This window comes from Bartonella sp. PS7NMGDW, assembly GCF_042193585.1.
In the GTDB taxonomy this organism is placed as follows: domain Bacteria; phylum Pseudomonadota; class Alphaproteobacteria; order Rhizobiales; family Rhizobiaceae; genus Bartonella; species Bartonella grahamii.
In genome coordinates this window covers 1-18345 of record NZ_JBHILX010000004.1, presented here as the reverse complement: position 1 = coordinate 18345, position 18345 = coordinate 1, and the positions used below count along the sequence as shown (strand labels likewise).

General features: G+C 37.7%; 18 protein-coding genes. 2 read left to right on the top strand and 16 right to left on the bottom strand.

The window, feature by feature from the left end; genetic code table 11:
* The first annotated feature begins 814 nt into the window (after nucleotides 1-814).
* Both typA and ppa read left to right on the top strand, forming a co-directional pair.
* Complete coding sequence (typA, locus tag ACFIKJ_RS03160; protein WP_375626698.1) at nucleotides 815-2641, top strand: translational GTPase TypA; 1827 nt, start codon at nucleotides 815-817, stop codon at nucleotides 2639-2641.
* A 68-nt stretch (nucleotides 2642-2709) separates the two neighbouring features.
* A complete protein-coding gene (gene ppa, locus ACFIKJ_RS03155; protein WP_375648623.1) occupies nucleotides 2710-3240 on the top strand; it encodes an inorganic diphosphatase in 531 nt (176 codons plus the stop codon).
* 54 nt (nucleotides 3241-3294) lie between these two features.
* Here the strand turns inward: ppa and ACFIKJ_RS03150 are convergent, their stop codons facing one another.
* The 16 genes from ACFIKJ_RS03150 to ACFIKJ_RS03075 form a co-directional block, all read right to left on the bottom strand.
* Nucleotides 3295-3609: a DUF167 domain-containing protein gene (locus ACFIKJ_RS03150; RefSeq protein ID WP_375625575.1), complete on the bottom strand. Its 315-nt coding sequence runs from the start codon at nucleotides 3607-3609 to the stop codon at nucleotides 3295-3297.
* A gap of 22 nt (nucleotides 3610-3631) precedes the next feature.
* On the bottom strand, nucleotides 3632-3925 hold the full coding sequence (locus tag ACFIKJ_RS03145; protein ID WP_375626693.1) for a YggT family protein: 294 nt from the start codon (nucleotides 3923-3925) through the stop codon (nucleotides 3632-3634).
* Nucleotides 3926-4253: 328 nt separating this feature from the next.
* A complete protein-coding gene (locus tag ACFIKJ_RS03140; RefSeq protein ID WP_375626691.1) occupies nucleotides 4254-4814 on the bottom strand; it encodes an invasion associated locus B family protein in 561 nt (186 codons plus the stop codon).
* A gap of 99 nt (nucleotides 4815-4913) precedes the next feature.
* Nucleotides 4914-5435, bottom strand: a complete 522-nt coding sequence (locus ACFIKJ_RS03135; RefSeq protein WP_375648622.1) for an RNA pyrophosphohydrolase — start codon at nucleotides 5433-5435, stop codon at nucleotides 4914-4916.
* 39 nt (nucleotides 5436-5474) lie between these two features.
* Nucleotides 5475-6785 carry a S41 family peptidase gene (locus tag ACFIKJ_RS03130; protein ID WP_375626687.1) on the bottom strand — a complete coding sequence of 437 codons (1311 nt, stop codon included), beginning with the start codon at nucleotides 6783-6785 and terminating at the stop codon, nucleotides 5475-5477.
* Nucleotides 6775-8055, bottom strand: coding sequence for a murein hydrolase activator EnvC family protein (locus tag ACFIKJ_RS03125; protein WP_375648621.1), 1281 nt, complete (start codon nucleotides 8053-8055; stop codon nucleotides 6775-6777). The genes ACFIKJ_RS03130 and ACFIKJ_RS03125 overlap by 11 nt, the downstream gene beginning before the upstream one ends.
* Nucleotides 8056-8151: 96 nt before the next feature.
* Nucleotides 8152-8634 carry a 23S rRNA (pseudouridine(1915)-N(3))-methyltransferase RlmH gene (rlmH, locus tag ACFIKJ_RS03120; RefSeq protein ID WP_375651789.1) on the bottom strand — a complete coding sequence of 161 codons (483 nt, stop codon included), beginning with the start codon at nucleotides 8632-8634 and terminating at the stop codon, nucleotides 8152-8154.
* A gap of 1 nt (nucleotide 8635) precedes the next feature.
* Nucleotides 8636-9022 carry a ribosome silencing factor gene (gene rsfS / locus ACFIKJ_RS03115; protein ID WP_375626681.1) on the bottom strand — a complete coding sequence of 129 codons (387 nt, stop codon included), beginning with the start codon at nucleotides 9020-9022 and terminating at the stop codon, nucleotides 8636-8638.
* A 111-nt stretch (nucleotides 9023-9133) separates the two neighbouring features.
* A complete protein-coding gene (locus ACFIKJ_RS03110) occupies nucleotides 9134-9727 on the bottom strand; it encodes a nicotinate-nucleotide adenylyltransferase (RefSeq protein ID WP_375626679.1) in 594 nt (197 codons plus the stop codon).
* Nucleotides 9728-9756: 29 nt separating this feature from the next.
* Nucleotides 9757-11013: a glutamate-5-semialdehyde dehydrogenase gene (locus ACFIKJ_RS03105; protein ID WP_375670251.1), complete on the bottom strand. Its 1257-nt coding sequence runs from the start codon at nucleotides 11011-11013 to the stop codon at nucleotides 9757-9759.
* A gap of 45 nt (nucleotides 11014-11058) precedes the next feature.
* Nucleotides 11059-12198, bottom strand: a complete 1140-nt coding sequence (gene proB / locus ACFIKJ_RS03100) for a glutamate 5-kinase (protein WP_375651787.1) — start codon at nucleotides 12196-12198, stop codon at nucleotides 11059-11061.
* 1 nt (nucleotide 12199) lies between these two features.
* On the bottom strand, nucleotides 12200-13225 hold the full coding sequence (obgE, locus tag ACFIKJ_RS03095; protein WP_375670250.1) for a GTPase ObgE: 1026 nt from the start codon (nucleotides 13223-13225) through the stop codon (nucleotides 12200-12202).
* Between the two features lie 172 nt (nucleotides 13226-13397).
* Nucleotides 13398-14126: an RlmE family RNA methyltransferase gene (locus tag ACFIKJ_RS03090; protein ID WP_375653770.1), complete on the bottom strand. Its 729-nt coding sequence runs from the start codon at nucleotides 14124-14126 to the stop codon at nucleotides 13398-13400.
* A 29-nt stretch (nucleotides 14127-14155) separates the two neighbouring features.
* Nucleotides 14156-15466: a Ppx/GppA phosphatase family protein gene (locus tag ACFIKJ_RS03085; protein ID WP_375653769.1), complete on the bottom strand. Its 1311-nt coding sequence runs from the start codon at nucleotides 15464-15466 to the stop codon at nucleotides 14156-14158.
* A gap of 919 nt (nucleotides 15467-16385) precedes the next feature.
* The gene (locus ACFIKJ_RS03080; RefSeq protein ID WP_375625562.1) at nucleotides 16386-16988 is read right to left on the bottom strand and encodes an invasion associated locus B family protein; all 603 of its coding nucleotides are present in this window, start codon (nucleotides 16986-16988) and stop codon (nucleotides 16386-16388) included.
* Nucleotides 16985-18345, bottom strand: a 1361-nt coding sequence (locus ACFIKJ_RS03075) for a Vomp family autotransporter (protein ID WP_375653768.1), incomplete at its 5' end; no start/stop codon positions are given. The genes ACFIKJ_RS03075 and ACFIKJ_RS03080, both read right to left, overlap by 4 nt.

The window sequence follows — 18345 nt, the reverse complement described above, 5'->3', positions numbered from 1 at the left end:
ACATGAATATGCAACAACAAGTGTATTCTGTTTGAAGCGTTCTGTTTGGCATGAAAAGCATACTCCTATTAGAGAATGCGATTAACAAAAGTGTGAGGTAATGCACTATCTCCATGGCTTAGAAGATATTGCTTAGATGCTTTTGAAAGCATAAGTTTGGCTTAACGGCAAAGATAAGAATTTTCTTTTGATGCCTTCATCTTCTTTCTAAAAAAGACTGTATTCCGGTTTCATAAATAAATAAATAAAACAGATATAATTCTTGCCCCAATCTGTCATACAAAAGCTAGAACTTCTTATAAAATGCTTAATCGTCTCAATATTTACCTCAAATACACGGTTGCATTAGATCTGGATTTTGATTGACAAGTTATAGAATAAGAAAAAGCTGTGTTAGAATAAAAATATCGTACAGTTGTAATAAATTGGCTATGAATTAAGAGATATTCCGGATTTTTATCAATCTCTTTGCAAAAAAACAACAATAATACGGCTAGCTTTATACTTACTTACTCTTACAAGAGCTCATATAAATTCCTTACATCATATTGATAAAAATCAAATTGACGGTGATTTTTGGGATAATTCTTAGCTCAAGAATAGAACATACGTACTATAAAAATCCTTTTACGAAGCTCCAGCAATTGAAGCTTAATAGAGCCTTAAAGACTTGGATAAATAGTTTTGCCATAAAAATATTGCCTCCATCTTCCAAAATTATAAAAAAACATGTAAAAGGTTTTTTAATAGTCAGGCAAAGAATGTAAAGACTTTGCCTCAAATGAAATTTCATTAAACGAAAAGAAGAAAATTTATGCAATTGCGTAACATTGCCATCATTGCCCACGTTGACCATGGGAAAACAACGCTTGTAGACGGACTTCTCAAGCAATCAGGAAACTTCCGTGATAATCAGCGTACAAGCGAACGTATGATGGATTCAAACGATATTGAAAAAGAACGTGGAATTACAATCCTAGCGAAAGTGACATCTGTTGTTTGGAAAGATACTCGAATTAATATTGTTGATACACCAGGACACGCCGACTTTGGCGGAGAAGTTGAACGTATCCTAAATATGGTTGATGGAGCCATTGTACTTGTTGATGCTGCTGAAGGACCAATGCCACAAACAAAATTTGTCGTTGGCAAAGCATTGAAAGTGGGTTTGCGCCCTATTGTTGCTATTAATAAAATTGACCGACCGGATGCACGCGTTGATGAAGTCATTAATGAGGTTTTTGACCTTTTTGCTGCTCTTGACGCAACCGATGAACAGCTTGATTTTCCTATTCTTTATGGATCTGGACGCGATGGATGGATGGCTGAAGCCCCCGAGGGACCAAAAGATCATGGATTAGGTCCTTTATTTGATCTTGTGACACAGCATGTCCCTTCTCCTAGTGTAGCAGAAGGACCGTTCCGCATGATTGGAACTATTCTTGAAGCGGATCCGTTTTTGGGACGAATTATTACAGGGCGGATTCATTCTGGCTCTCTAAAACCCAATCAAAGTGTCAAGGTTCTTGGACAAGATGGAAAACTTTTAGAAACTGGGCGTATTTCAAAAATTTTAGCATTTCGTGGCTTAGAACGGCAACCCATTGAAGAAGGAAGTGCTGGTGATATTGTTGCGATTGCAGGCCTACAAAAAGGTACCGTAGCTGATACTTTCTGTGATCCTGCTGTTAATGAACCCCTTACTGCCCAACCAATTGATCCTCCTACTGTTACTATGAGTTTTCTCGTCAACGATAGTCCCCTTGCTGGAACTGAAGGCGATAAAGTAACAAGTCGTGTCATTCGTGACCGATTGTTAAAAGAAGCAGAAGGCAATGTCGCTCTTAAAATTGAAGAATCAGCCGATAAAGATTCTTTCTACGTTTCAGGGCGAGGAGAATTACAGCTTGCAGTTCTCATTGAAAATATGCGCCGTGAAGGATTTGAGCTTAGTGTTTCACGCCCACGTGTTGTTATGCAAAAAGATGAAAATGGAATAACTCTTGAGCCAATCGAAGAAGTTGTTATCGATGTTGATGAAGAATATTCCGGTACTGTTGTACAAAAAATGTCTGAACGTAAGGGAGAAATGGTGGAATTACGCCCTTCTGGAGGTAATCGTGTCCGCCTTGTCTTTTATGCACCAACCCGAGGACTCATTGGTTATCAATCTGAACTTTTAACGGACACACGTGGTACAGCAATTATGAATCGCCTTTTCCATGCTTATGAACCTTATAAAGGAGACATTGCTGGTCGTGTTAATGGTGTTATGATTTCAAATGACAACGGTGAATCTGTCGCTTATGCTCTTTTTAATCTTGAAGATCGTGGACCTATGATCATCGATGCGGGTGTGAAAGTCTATCAAGGTATGATTATTGGCATCCACTCACGAGATAATGACTTAGAAGTTAATGTGTTAAAAGGAAAAAAACTCACCAATATGCGCGCTTCCGGAAAAGATGAAGCCGTAAAGCTAACGCCTCCCATTAAAATGACATTAGAACGTGCCTTATCGTGGATACAAGATGATGAGCTTGTGGAAGTAACCCCTAAAAATATTCGTCTCCGCAAACTCTATCTTGATCCTAATGAACGTAAACGTTTTGAAAAAACACGTGCATCAATTTCAAGTTAATTTCATAATCTCTTTGGTAAAATATTTAATTGTATTGAGCCTCACTATATCCCAGAAAGGATGTCTCTATGAATATTAAGGAAATACCCGTAGGCAAAAATCCACCAGAAGATATTAACGTTATTGTGGAAGTCTCCCTTGGTGGTGAACCAATAAAATATGAGATGGATAAAAAGTCGGGCGCATTATTTGTTGACCGTTTTCTTCATACATCAATGGTTTATCCTGGAAATTACGGTTTTGTCCCTCATACGCTTTCAGATGACGGTGATCCTATTGATGTCCTTATCTGTAATACCCGTCCACTTATGCCTGGTTGTGTTATCAATGTTCGCCCCATCGGAGCTCTGATGATGGAAGATGATGGTGGTAAAGATGAAAAAATTATTGCCATTCCCACTCCAAAATTAACAAAACGCTATATCAATATTCATGACTATACAGATCTACCCGAGATTACTCTCAAACAAATTGAACATTTCTTCAAGCATTACAAAGATCTGGAACCTGGAAAATGGGCTAAAATTGAAGGATGGCGTGATAAAAACTTTGCTTATGAATTAATTAAGCAAGCTGTTGAGCGCAATAAAAAAATATAACGATTTTAATAAAATAAAGCCTGTTTTTATAATAGGCTTTATTATTTATTTTTTCTACGAGATGCAATCTCTAAAGGATTGCCATATCTGCTTTAACTCTTCTAAATGTGTTGAAAAGTAAAGTTGTTTGTAGCGAGATATTGCGCCATTTTTCAGAGAAATAGAAGAAGACGGTATTCTCCACTGCTTCGCAAGAAATTTAATGAGAGCTTTATTCGCTTTTCCATCTTCAGGAACAGCACGAAGGCGTATAACCAGATATTGTTTTTCACCATCTCTACATTCAACCCCTATTATTTTGTCAACAGATGATTTGGGAATGAGATATACAAACAAAATCAAGTTATTTTTATCAACTTGATAAAACATGTATTCGCCTCAAATAATATTTCTATAAATACATGTTTGCGTAAACGCGCCACATGAAATTACGAATAAAATAAATAATAATGAACACTACAATAGGTGAAATATCAATTGTTCCAAAATTTGGTAAAATTTGCCGGATACGGCTTAGAACAGGATTTGTAAGACGATTTAGAAAGCTTCCTATCAAAACAACAAAGCGATTGCGCGAATTTATAATATTAAAGACATAAAGCCAAGAAAAAATAACACTAGCGATTAAAATATCAATATAAATATCAAAAATCAAATCAATCGTCCGAAGCAATGCATAAATCATGCGTGATCCCTTTCAATCAAGGAAACAGAAGAGCGTATAGAAAACCTTCATTAAAGCAGGTTTGTGTATCAAAAAATGGTTTTATACTTCAATACTCTTTTTTCTTGAATAAAAACCAGACATCTAAATTCTTCATCTCTCTATTTAATGACGATGCAGCTAGAAAACAAATATCAAAATTAAAAATAGCACATGAAAATAGAAGAAACAGCAAAAAATCTGAATATCCCTTATAGGATTAATCTTAAATCTCATCGTTTTAATTATTAATATATAAAAAACAAACAAAATAAAAACGGCCTTTTAAAGGCCGCTTTTATTTTTAAAATTATTTCTGCAAAGCAGTCAAACGGTTAAGAGCACTGCTAAAACCATTGAGCTGAACAAATAAATCATTCAAAGCTGGTTCACCTGCAGCAGCAATTGTCATTGCCAACTTTAACTGTTTTCCAGAACGTAAAGCTGCTACGTGATTTTTGTCAAAAACGACAGGAACCATGCAACCTGCTGGTACACAAGTCCGAATACCAGTTTCGATAACAGCTTTTCCCTCATCAACTTGTAAACGAACAGGCTTAGAGACCAAAATACCAAAAGGAACTGTTAAATTACCAGATACAACACCCTCAGCATCGAGAGTAAGGCCCATAGCCACAACAACACGCCCCTGCTCATTCACTTCTTGACGGTGCATAAAACAAATTCTTTTCCCTTCTTGTATACCACAGTTAATAGTCCATAAACCGTAGGTTTCAGTCAAAGAAGAAGCTCCATTTGGCAATGTCGCTGCCGCATCTTTTGATGCAGGAGGCTTTGAACTTGTTGCAAATGCAACAGATGAAATACTCAAGAGAGTAAAAACTATAAGTAAATTAAATAACTTTTTCATTTTATATTCCTGTTCTTTACATAAAAGAGAAACATGTTTATTATTTATTATAATATAAAGCATCTTAATAAAAAAAGCTTTCTCATCATCATATAGCTTTTATAATGGTCTAAGGCTACCTCGAAATTCGCTGACCACTTTCGTATAAACGTGCTTTTTAAAAGAAACAGCAATCAACGGAAGGGTTTCTAGATCGATCCATTTCCATTGATCGAATTCCGCTTTATTGCCATCTGGTGGCGGGTTAATCGCAATTTCAGAAAGCTTTCCCGTAAACTGGAAAGCAAACCACTTTTGTATTTGCCCACGATACTTATTGCTTAATGTGCACCCAATAAGTTCTTGTGGAAAATCATAGTGGAACCAATTTTGTGCTTCTTTAATTAACTTTACAGATCGAATACCCGTTTCTTCATAAAGTTCACGATATGCTGCATCCAATGGTTTTTCATCTTCATCAATCCCTCCTTGAGGAAGCTGCCAACGATGAGATATGTCAATATCTGCATGAATGGGCGCCATTAAACGACGCCCAACCCAAACTTTACCCTCATGATTAAAGACTACAATCCCAACACATTTGCGATATGGAAGAATCTTCAAATTAATACCTGCATCCATTTAATATTCCTCAAAATCGCAAGCTATAGATATCATTTCTCACTTTAACACATCCTTATTGGGATCTGGTGGAAATGCTGCATTTGCCATTTCACCTCGTAACAGCTTATAGGCCTCATTCAATTGAATATCATCTTTAGGGTCTTTCGGAACAAAAGCAGCTGAACCAGATCCTTTATTACTCTCTCGTTTTCCTTTGATATGTCCTTTTAATGCAGACTCACCAACTTTTACATCATAACCCTTATATTTTTCAGGGAGTGGTTGCTCTACAATAATATCAGGCGTAATCCCTGTCCCTTGAATAGAAGTGCCAGATGGCGTGTAATAAAGTGCTGTTGTTAAGCGTAAAGCTCCATTTTCACCCAAAGGAATAATTGTTTGAACAGATCCTTTACCAAAAGACTGCGTCCCTAAAATTGTTGCACGACGATGATCTTGTAATGCACCAGCAACAATTTCAGAAGCACTTGCCGAACCACCATTAATAAGGACAATGAGCGGTTTTCCACTGATGACATCACCTGGCTTCGCATCAAATCTTGTCACATCACTCTTTTTGCGCCCACGAGTCGACACAATTTCACCTTTATTGAGAAAAGCACTCGAAACACTAACAGCTTGATCTAAAAGCCCACCCGGATTAAGCCGCAAATCAAGGACGTAACCTTTTAGCTTATCTTCAGGAATTTTAGATTGGATATCTTTAATTGCCGCCAGAAGATTATTCAATGTCTGCTCAGAAAACTGGATAACTCTTAAATATCCAATGTCACCCTCAACCCGATATTTCACCGCTTTTACTTTGATAATATCACGAACAATCTTCACTTCAAATGGCTTATCAACGCCAGAACGAATAATTGTTAAGGTAATTGGTGTTCCAGGAGCACCTCGCATCTTATTAACAGCTTCATTCAATGTTTGACCATTCGTTTGTACATCATCAATTTTTGAAATAAGGTCTCCTGCTAGAATACCTGCTTTTGAAGCGGGAGTATCATCCATTGGTGAAACAACTTTAATTAAGTTTTTTTCCATAGTGACCTCAATACCAAGACCTCCGAACTCTCCTTTCGTAGAATCCCGCATATCCTTGGCTTCTTCAGCATTCAAATAAGATGAATGAGGGTCCAGTGATGTGAGCATGCCATTGATAGCATTTTCAATAAGCTTTTTATCATCTGGAACTGTAACGTATTGCATACGCACGCGCTCAAAAACATCGCCAAATATAGCTAGCTTTTTATATGCATTATCTTCATTATTTGCAGCAACAGACTGCACCATAATCATTGAACAGGCGCCGAGCAATACCCCAGCGACCAAAAGAATAACTTTACGAATCATTTTGGCTCCTTCTTATTTTTTCAGTCTGCCACCAAGGAGTTGGATTTACAGGTTTTCCCTGCTTTCTAAACTCAATGTAAAGCATTGGAGAAGTTTTTCCTATATCCAATGCAACACTGTTTGAAATAAATTGCATCTCCATTATACCCAGAGGCTCACCTGAAAGAACAAACTGCCCCTGTTTTACATTAATTCTCGACATTCCAGTAAGAATGATATGATAACCATTTCCAACATTGAGAATAATTAACTGTCCGTAAGAACGAAATGGCCCAGCAAAAGCAACAAAAGCATCCACAGGTGATATAACAACAGCTCCTGACTCTGTTTCTATCGTTTCACCAAAGCGCGTAATCTGCGAATTCTTGTTAGAGTGATGTATTCTTTTTCCTGAAACAGGAAAAAGTAAAGAACCTTTTCGGCTTTCAAAATTGGACTGTTCTAACAATTGCAAACTTTTCCGTACCTGTACTGATGCATCAGAGTTAAGTTTTGACTGACGGTCGAGCTCTAAAATCAATTCTTCCAAAGACTGCGCTTTTTTAGCAAGAGCAATATTCTTTTGTTGTTGTTCTGTAAGTTCTTTTTCTGATTTTTTTTGTAGTTTATTTTTTTTGTCTAATAAAAGCTCTAGACGTTTTCGCTGCTCTGCTTGATTTTGCAGTTTTGTCTTTAATGCCGTATATTCCGTAGTAATGGAATTACTCAAATTGGTCAACTCCTTGAGTTTCTGTGTTAAATCTCGCGTTTTCTCTTGCATCTGAGGAATAACAGTACCTAATAAAACAGAACTACGTATAGAAGCCAACGCGTCCTCTGGCTGTATCATAAGAGCAGGAGGTGGATTCAATCCCATACGTTCCAAAATTGCAAGAACTTCCGCAAATTCAGCGCGACGACTTTTTAAACTTTGATAGACTTGTACCCGCTCTTCTATCATTTTTTTAAGCTTTTCTTCCCTTTTAGCAATATCATCTGCTACTGTACGTTCTTCTTTAGCCGCCTTTATGAGTGCATCACTCAAAACACGTTGATCTTTTTTTAAATGCTCAACTTGATGCGTAAGAAAAGCAACACGCTCACGCGAAAGTGAAATATTTTGGCGAATTTCTCCTAATTCTTTATGTGCTTGCGTACTCCTCATTGTATCTTCCGCATGTGATACAGAAAAGCAAAAAAACATACTCAAGAGCAAAATGACAAATATCACGCACTCCCCATATAAATATAGCGTCTTTCTATGAAGAAGCTTTTTCATTTGCCCAACCATGACACCTCATCGTATACATTAGAGATGCTTTAAATGGTGTCAGCTAAAACAATATTAATAAATATATAAATAAGTGCTAAAAATTGCACAAAAATATTAAAAACGATGATACGGATGATTATTTTCAATTGTCACAGCGCGGTAAAGTTGTTCTGTAAGAAGAATACGTGCAATTTGATGTGGCCACGTCATCAAACCAAAAGATAAAAGAAAATCAGCATGCTTCCTTATTTGTTCATTATGCCCATCAGGTCCTCCCAAAGCAATAACAACATCTCGAATGCCTTCATCACGATAACACCTCAATTTTTCAGAAAAAGAAGTTGAAGAAATCGATTCTCCACGCTCATCTAACACAATTAATCGACATTTTTCAGGTAAAAATTCAATAAGTTTTCTCCCCTCTTCCTCCATACGTTGACACGCTGTTTGAGCACGACTTTCTGGTATCTCTTGTAACTTTTTTAAATGAAAGCCTACAACTCCAGAAACTTTAGAAAAACGATCCAAATAATGCTGAACTAATTTTTGCTCCGCCCCACTTTTCATACGACCAACCGCAAAAATAGAAATTTGCATTTTAATGATCTCCGAAGAAACGCAAAGCTGTATCGTTTAAATCCGGAGTCATCCATATTTTTTCTAAATTATAAAAAAGACGAATTTCTGGACGAAAAAGATGAGTGATAATATCACCTGTATCAATCAATACCCAGTCACCTCCAGCAAGCCCTTCTACACGCGCAAGCCCCTGCCCACTATCTTTCCAAGTATGTAATAAATGATCAGCAACAGAAGATACATGACGCTGCGAATTTGCTGAAGCTATGACCATATAATCAGCCAAAGATGACTTTCCTCGAATATCAATAGTAACAATATCTTCTGCTTTTGTATCTTCTAAACTCTTGAGAATAACTTCAAGACTCTCACTAACAGAAAAAACTTTTTTTTCTTTTGAAAGCATACTATCGCAAGAGTGTTTGTGTGCAATGTTTTTCAGATCAATATCCTTTCTTATCGTTGTGGAATCTAAAAAAGAGATTTCTCTAAAGAGAAGCAGAATCTTATGAAATGTTCAAGAAAAATCATTCTTTTTCAAACGCAGGTTTGTTGAAGATTGAAAAGATAAAGGTCCATGCAAATAAGTCCAAACTGGTGGCTTTATAAAAGGTAATCGCTTACTTTCTCTCTCATCCAAACGAAAACGACGATAAATATGTGCCATAGGAGAAGAAAGTGCTGACCGATTGCCTAAAGGACGATCAATAATCGCAATAGGAAGCATAGAAACGATATCATGCCATCGATACCAATGATGTATCGTCGTAAAACTATCTGCCCCCATAATCCATACGAAATTTACGTCACTATAATGGGTAAGAATATGAAAAATTGTATCTACTGATACTTTACTCCCTATAGCCTGTTCAAAACCTGTTAAGCGAATTTTCGGGTGGTCAATAAGTTTAAAACTTAATTGCATTCTCTCCTCTAAAGAGAGCAACTGTGTACAATCCTTTAAAGGATTTCCTGGAGTGATCATCCACCATAACTGATCAAGATGCAAACGCCGAATGGCAATTTTTGCAACAAGAAGATGCCCCGCATGCGGTGGATTAAAGGAACCACCAAAAAGACCCACAACATTGGATCTTTCAACATGTGGCATACAATTTTTCCATGGAAAAAATGGTGTTCTCAAGCTCTAACCTGACCATTTCCTTTAACATGATATTGAAATGAAGTTAGCTGTTCAACACCTATCGGGCCACGTGCATGCATTTTTCCTGTTGCGATACCAATTTCCATTCCAAAACCAAATTCACCTCCATCAGCAAATTGTGTGGACGCATTGTGCAGCAAAATAGCTGAATCTAAATGATTAAAAAATTTCTTTACCACTTCCAAATCCTCAGCAATAATCGATTCCGTATGTCCTGATGAATAACGCTTGATATGAGAAATGGCTCCCTCAACACCCTCAACCGTTTTAACAGAAAGAATAGCATCAAGATATTCATGCGACCAATCTTCTTCAGAAGCTAATTTGACATCTGGCATAAGAAAAACAATATCTTCTGTGGCACGAATTTCACACCCCTTTTCCTGTAAAGCAGTTAAAACAGGAAGAAATTTTTTTAATGCTTGGCTGTCAATGAGAACTGTCTCAACAGCACCGCATATCCCTGTCCGCCGCAACTTTGCATTTAAAATAATATTGCGTGCCATATCTAAATTTGCCGATTTATCAATATAAATATGACAAAGTCCCTCCAGATGAGCAAAAATTGGAACACGTGCATCAGACTGAACACGGGCAACAAGGCTCTTTCCACCACGTGGTACGATCACATCAATCGCTCCATCCAATCCTTTGAGCATTTCCCCAACGGCAGCGCGATCTGTCGTTCCAACCATTTGGATAGCATCTTTAGGTAAACCAGAGCGTTCTAAACCTTGTACCAAAGCTAAATGAAGAGCATGAGAAGAATGAAAGCTATCCGAACCCCCGCGCAAAATCGCAGCATTACCTGCTTTTAAACACAAAGCACTCGCATCAACTGTAACATTTGGACGACTTTCATAAATAATACCAATCACACCAAGAGGTGTTCGTACACGACTTATATGAAGCCCATTTGGACGTTTCCACGCACTCATGACCTGTCCAACAGGATCAGATAAACGAGCAACTTGGCGAACACTGTCTATCATTGCACGTAAACGCAAGTCATCTAATTTTAGCCGATCAATCATTGCAGCTTTCAAATTATTCTGAGCAGCATTCTCTAAATCTTGACAATTCGCTCGTAAAATTTCATCTGATTGAGCCTCTAGACTTAAAGCGATCATTTCCAATGCATTATTCTTTTGCTCAGAAGAAGCAACAGCCAACGCTGCAGCGGCATAACGTGCTTTTTGTCCCATATCTTTCATTTGTTCTTCTAAAGTCATCGTATCATCCACTCTGCCAAAACAATAAAAACAAAAGTAACTTTTTTAAACAGAATTGGTCAAGCAACGTAAAATCATATCATTACGATGCACCATAGCAGAGCGCGCCTCATACCCAAGAATAGATTCAATTTCTTCGCTTTTACATCCTATAATGCGTACAGCCTCATCTTTGCCATAGCTTACAAGTCCACGCGCAATCTCAACCCCATTTGTATCAACAATTGCAACCGTATCCCCACGATGGAAATTTCCCTCAACGGCAATAACCCCTGCAGCTAATAATGATTTTCCTGATTCAAGAGCCTTAATGGCTCCTTGATCAATCGTCAAAACACCAGATGGATCTAAATGACCAGAAATCCATGTTTTCCAAGCACTAACAGATTTCTCACCAGCCGCAAAAAAACTCTTGCGTTCACCTTTGTCAATTGCAGCAAGAGGATTCATACGCTTGCCTGAGGTAATAATCATCGCCGTTCCAGCAGCATTAGCTATCTTTCCAGCATCAAGCTTGGTCTTCATTCCTCCCCGTGAAAACTCTGAAACAGCAACATCTGCCATTTTTTCGATATCATGCGTAATGGATGCAACAAAAGGTATAAATTCAGCCGTTGGATCACTATGGGGAGACTTTGTATAAAGACCATCAATATCAGATAAAAGTATTAAAAGATCTGCCCCCATCATTGTTGCCACACGTGCAGCTAAACGATCATTATCACCATAACGAATTTCATTTGTCGCAACAGTATCATTCTCATTAATAACAGGTACTGCTCTAAAACGTAAAAGCACATTAATCGTCGCACGTGCATTGAGATAACGCCTTCGCTCTTCTGTATCAAATAAAGTGAGCAAAATTTGGCCTGTTTTGAGCCCATGTTGAGCAAGGGCATCACCATAGGTTTTTGCTAACTCAATTTGCCCCAAAGCAGCACATGCCTGACTTTCTTCCAATTTCAAAGCCCCTTTAGGAAGCTGTAGCAATGTCCTTCCTAAAGCAATAGCACCTGAAGACACCAACAATATCTCTACGCCTTTTTTGTGCAATTCAACAACATCACTGATTAAGCTTTTAAGCCATTCAACCCGTAAACCTGTCTGAGGATCAACCAAAAGGGCAGATCCAATCTTGACCACAATACGTTTATAGTGTGTAAGTTTTTGCGATCCAAAAGCCATCTCAATCAACCTTGCTATCCCCACTAATCTCCTCTTTGCGTGACATTTCAATAATATGTGCACCAGCACGCAGCACATTTTCTAAACCTTCGCGGCTAACCGCAGAAAACATCATAACAGGTTGATCCGCTGCTCTTTGCAAAGCTTCCTGTTTCATTTTACGCTCTTCAATTGTCAGAGTATCTATCTGGCTTAAAGCGACAATTTCAGTTTTATCACTTAGATTATTTCCATATGCCTCAAGTTCATGACGCACAATTTGATATGCTTTTGCTACATCTTCTTCTTGAGAAGAAATTAGATGAAGCAGTACGCGACAACGTTCCACATGTCCTAAAAAACGATCTCCAATTCCCACACCTTCATGCGCTCCTTCAATTAATCCTGGAATATCAGCCAAAACAAATTCACGACCATCAATACGTACAACACCAAGATGAGGATGTAGAGTGGTAAAAGGATAATCTGCAACTTTTGGTTTTGCAGCCGTTACAGAAGCTAAAAAAGTTGATTTTCCAGCATTAGGTAAACCAACAAGCCCAGCATCAGCAATTAACTTCAAACGAAGCCATACTGCACGCTCTTCTCCAGCCAAACCTGGATTTGCACGACGCGGTGCCCGATTTGTCGATGTTGTAAAATGAAGATTCCCAAAACCGCCATTCCCTCCTTTTGCAAGACGATAGCGCTGTCCCACTTCTGTTAAATCACAGATTAACGTTGTATTATCTTCTTCAAAAATTTGCGTCCCAACCGGAACTTTAAGGATGACATCATCACCCTTTTCACCCGTCATATTACGACCCTTGCCATGCCCCCCTGTTTTTGCTTTAAAATGCTGTTGGTAGCGATAATCAATCAGCGTGTTAAGCCCATCAACAACAAGAGCCCAAACATCACCACCCCGTCCTCCATTCCCCCCATCAGGTCCCCCAAATTCTATGAATTTTTCACGACGAAATGATACTGCTCCAGAACCTCCATTACCAGAACGAATATAAACTTTAGCTTGATCAAGAAATTTCATTGGAAGCACTCACTGAGGAATCAATCTCTCTACCTCTATAGGCAATACATTAGTTTTACCAGTTTTTCATCATTGATAACAGAAAAACTGTCAATATCGCCGATAACTCTTTGAGAAAAAATCATCACATCTAAATAGGTTAAGTAAAGTTAAGGCTTCTTAAAAGAAGGCGCTATTCTTGTATTTTTGTTTTTCCCTTAAATTCAAGAGCTAGAAGATAAAGCTCTACTGATTCTGATCGGCTTGCGGGTGGTTTAACATGATAGACTTTTTTAAAATGCTGTTTTAGTATCGTGAGAAGAGTATTTTCTGCTCCTCCTTGAAAAGCCTTTGCTAAAAAATGTCCCCCAGGCTTAAGAACCGAAAGAGCAAAATCAGCCGCAACTTCACATAAATAAATCGTTCTTAAATGATCCGTCTGACGATGACCTGTTGTTGGCGCTGCCATATCAGAAAGAACCACATCCGGGTTTGTCCCTAAAGTTTCAATTAATTTCTGCGGTGCATCTGTATGTAAAAAATCCATTTCCAACATGGCAACTCTAGGCAATGGATCAACATGTAAATAATCAATACCAACAACGCTAGGATCTTCATCACTTGACCCTACTATACGCTCAGCCACCTGACACCAGCCCCCAGGTGCTGCTCCTAGATCAATAACCTTTTGACCTTTTTTCAAAAACCTATAACGCTCATTAATTTCAATGAGTTTATAAGCCGCACGCGAACGATAACCATCTACTTTTGATTGATGAACATAAGGATCATTCAGATGCCTCTCTAACCATCGTCGTGATGAAGCTTTAATGGTTCCTGCTTTCTTTTTTACGCGCTGATATAATTCATGTGACCCTGAACCTCCATAGCCACCTCTCGGTGTTTTTGTTGTTTTTTTCATCGTTATTCATTGTCTCCATATTTAATTCTCTAACGCTTGGAACCTCTGCTCTTTCTATGACGACACCATACCCCATCGCGTAACATCAGATCTATCAAAATTCCTTCCCTTAATCCACGATCAGCAACTCTTAAACGCTGGCTTGGCCAAACTTCCCGAATAACATCTAAAATTGCACAACCAGCTAAAACTAAATCTGCTCTCTCGCGCCCAATAAAAGGACTTATGACACGTTTTTCTATATCCCATGATAACAGGCGTTGTGTCATAAGTGTAATGTCTGCATCATTCATCCAAATGCCATCTACTTTTTTCCTATCATAACGCTCTAAATTAAGATACATTCCTGCTAAAGTCGTAACCGTACCAGAAGTTCCCAAAAGATGAAACTTCGAACCTTGCGCTAACTCTCCTAATTTATGACGATCTGAAAAATTATTTAATAACCCTCGCACATAGCTTTTCATTTTTTCAAAATCGTCTAAGCTAATATCATTTCCTCCAAAACGTTCAGCAAGCGTAACAACACCAACAGGAAGAGAAGTCCAAGCAATAATTTGTCTCGCTAAACTAAAAGAACGCCTTTGAGAAACATCAAGTAGCACAATTTCTGATGATCCTCCTCCAATATCAAAAAGTACAATTGCGTCAGTATTTGGTTCAACAAGTGTACTACACCCTGTAACAGCAAAACGCGCTTCTGTTTGCCGATCAACAATTTCCAATTCAAGACTTGTCTCTTCCAAAACACGCTGAATAAAATGTCTACCATTTTCTGCAGAACGACAAGCTTCTGTTGCAATCAAGCGATAACGCTTAATATGCCTTTGTTTTAGCTTTAAATGACAAATCTTTAATGCTTCAATCGCACGATCCATAGCTTGTGTATTAAGAAAACCGTTATTTATTAAACCTTCTCCCAATCGTACAATACGAGAAAAAGCATCAACAACACGAAAATATCCAGGTCTACTGGGAGATGCGATAAGAAGACGACAATTATTCGTTCCGAGATCGAGTGCCGCATAAAGAGGTGGAGATTTTACTGGAGGGAACCGTCGAAGAAAAGGCGCTTTGAGTTTTTTTGTTTTTTGAGCAGCTATCATTATCTGACTATGAAACTCAAAAGCTGTCTCAGATTGAACAAAAGCCTGTTTCTGTTCATAATGTTTTTTTCTCTGTTGTCTCTTTATATCAACAAAGACAGAGTATGCCTCTGTTCGTGACAATGCAGAACGATTATTTGTATTACTACCACCCTGATCATACAACTGATCTGCTTTGGTATCGTATATTTCTCCTCGCTTTAACTCTTTTGAACCATAATTTAACGGGGTCATTTCTTTTATCCCTTGAGCGTTCCCCCCAATAAATAAACGCGAAAACTCTTCTGCTCATTCCTAAATAAAGCAATAATGCAGCATCAAATGATAAATACAAAAAATCATTCTTTCTTTGCCTATCATTAAAATTTTCTACACTAGCATCATTCAGATTTTTGTATAATCTTTTGATTGTTTCCGTAAAATCATGCTTCTCTTTATGTACTTAAAACTATAAATTAATCGTTTACGTTCGCATCAATTTTTATAAATTTTGCTCTTTTCTTTATACCATTTACACGGAGCACACCTCTATTATAACAATACTATTTGCTGACTCTTAAGGTCACAACAACCTATACATTAGTACGGTTTATAAAAAAATTTTTCTTTTTTCAATCTCGTTATCCACACACGAGCCTCGTTTGTTGTATACAATGAAATGGCTTTGATTATGCTGGAATAAAAGTTCCGTAGTACTACAAAATGCAATTACAATAGCTGTTATTTTGTGAATACCAATTAAAACTATCGTTCAAAAAATTCTCTAGGATTATAAATTTATCTAAAAAATATTAATGCTTAATCAGATCGCTCTAAAAATCCATTTAAAGCTTTAAAAAAGAATTTAGCCTACTTATTATTGTAAGGAAGCTATCTTTTTAATTATTTTAAATCGAGTATTGCTAATCTTTTTTACTTTTAATAACTAACGAAATCACTCTTTAAGCTTTATGGAAATTACTAACTTGAATTTCTATTACATACAAAGAACTTATTGTGACTTTATATTCATAAAACTCTCGCTCTTTCCAATAAATTACCTCTATATCATATTATATAAAAATTCTTACTTATTTGGCCTTATAATTTACACTCAAAAATATAATACAACAATTTATGAAAAATAAATCTTGTTAAAAACACTCGATGGATTCTAAGGACGTAAAGAATTAAGTGCCGCATTTAATCCTTTAAATGGTACAGTAAAAGAAAATACCTTTCCTTCTTTAATTTTATAGGAAATACGTACTTTATTGTCCTGCTCTATTTGTTTAGTCAAAACCGGCCCTACAGGCGATTGTGCCAAACAAACAGTTTCATTGCATTGCGTATAATGAATAAGAACAGGTTTTTTAACACCTTTTACAAACATTTGAATCGGAACATTTATATCAGAATTTGGCAATGTCCGAAAAAGCATCACTGCTTGACCACTTGTCGTAGACACAAGAGACCAACTAAAAATGGTATTTCCTTCTTGATCATGAACAGTCTGTGTCACATTACATATACCTTGCTTATGTTTAAGCTTTTGTTTTTCGTCACAAATCAAAGTCCAGTCATAAAACTGCATAATAATTCGACGTGTTTCACCAGGTTCTCCCTTAGGTATCGATAAGTGCGGTGGATGCACTGTATAAATATTATTGTTCTCATTAGCAAAGCTTTCGCTCTTGCCTATTAAGGCAAGAGCAAACAAAACCTTTACTAACATACTTCTCTTTTTTACAATAACAGCCATTTTTTCTATTATCATCTCAACCTCAGAGTAATTCCAGCACCTATCCCCCAGTGACCTCCAGCACTCGTAATAGATACATTCGAGCGAATATTTCCATCTTCAGATGTATAACCCGCCCCAATAGCAAATGCGGATTGACTACGCCATAAACCACTACCAAATGAAACACTTAAAGATCCTGGTATATCATAGTAACGTAAGTTTGACACCGCTAGACCAATCGCTGCAGCTTGTCTTGCTTCCTTGCGAACATCCTCAACAGCATAATTTAACGTCTCAAACTTCATATCCGTATACGAATTAGCCTCATTAACTCCATCTTTTACAATATGAGAAACTTTCTCATCCGTATACTTATTGGCATCTTCAAGAACCGTCTTCATCTGCTGTTCGGTGTAATCATGTAACTGACCCCCATTAACAGCTTCATGCGAGCCCGTTTCAATCTTTCCATCCGCTACATTGTCTATCAAAACTGGATCACTCTCATTCCCACCTACCAACGTAACCTTATTCGTCTTTTTACCATCACCATCTTTGTCATATTTAACCGCTCCATCCATAACCGTTGTTGTAATATCTTTTACATGTTGATCAATCGTATCTACTTTCTTTTCAACCTCTTTCACTTTCTCATTCGTCTCCCATAGCTGACCTCCATTCACAACTTCTTGTGAATTCTCTTCAACTTTACCAGCTAAGACATTCTTAATCTTGCTCGACTTGTCATCATGCTTCGCGTCGTACGCTCCTTCAGTTTCATTCCAATTTAAACCATTGGACGCCACATTCTTCTCAACATCATGAATACGATTGTTGATATTGGTCATACCTGTATTCACACCATCAAACGCAGCCGCAACATTATCATAGCTCGTCTTCTCATCTGAACTACCGTCGCTCTTAAATTGTGCAACCTTGAATTCCGGTGCACTCCATTTCCCATCCTTATAGCCGGCTCCTCCTCCTAAATAGGCCGCTAAGACATTACTCATAGAATAAAGTTGTGAACCATTAACCGCATCCGTGGATGTTTCTGAAATCGTTCCACCACGCACTCCAGAAAGAGTCCGTTCCGCTCCATCAATGTTGGAAAGGGTAATGCTTGTGCCACTTTTTTCGCCTCCAATGCTAATAACATGCGTCTTGTCATCTTGTTTAACTAAGCTATCACTAACAACATTGTTAATTTCTTTGTGAATATTCGTGAAAGATGTCCCTACTCCTGCTAATGCATCCGCAACATTATCATAGCTCTTCTCTTCAGAACTACCTTCAGAGTTGACAGTTTGTAGCTTGAAACTTGGAGCACTCCACTCGCCCTTATCATTATAGCCAGCACCTCCACCAAAATACTCCGCAAACATCTTAT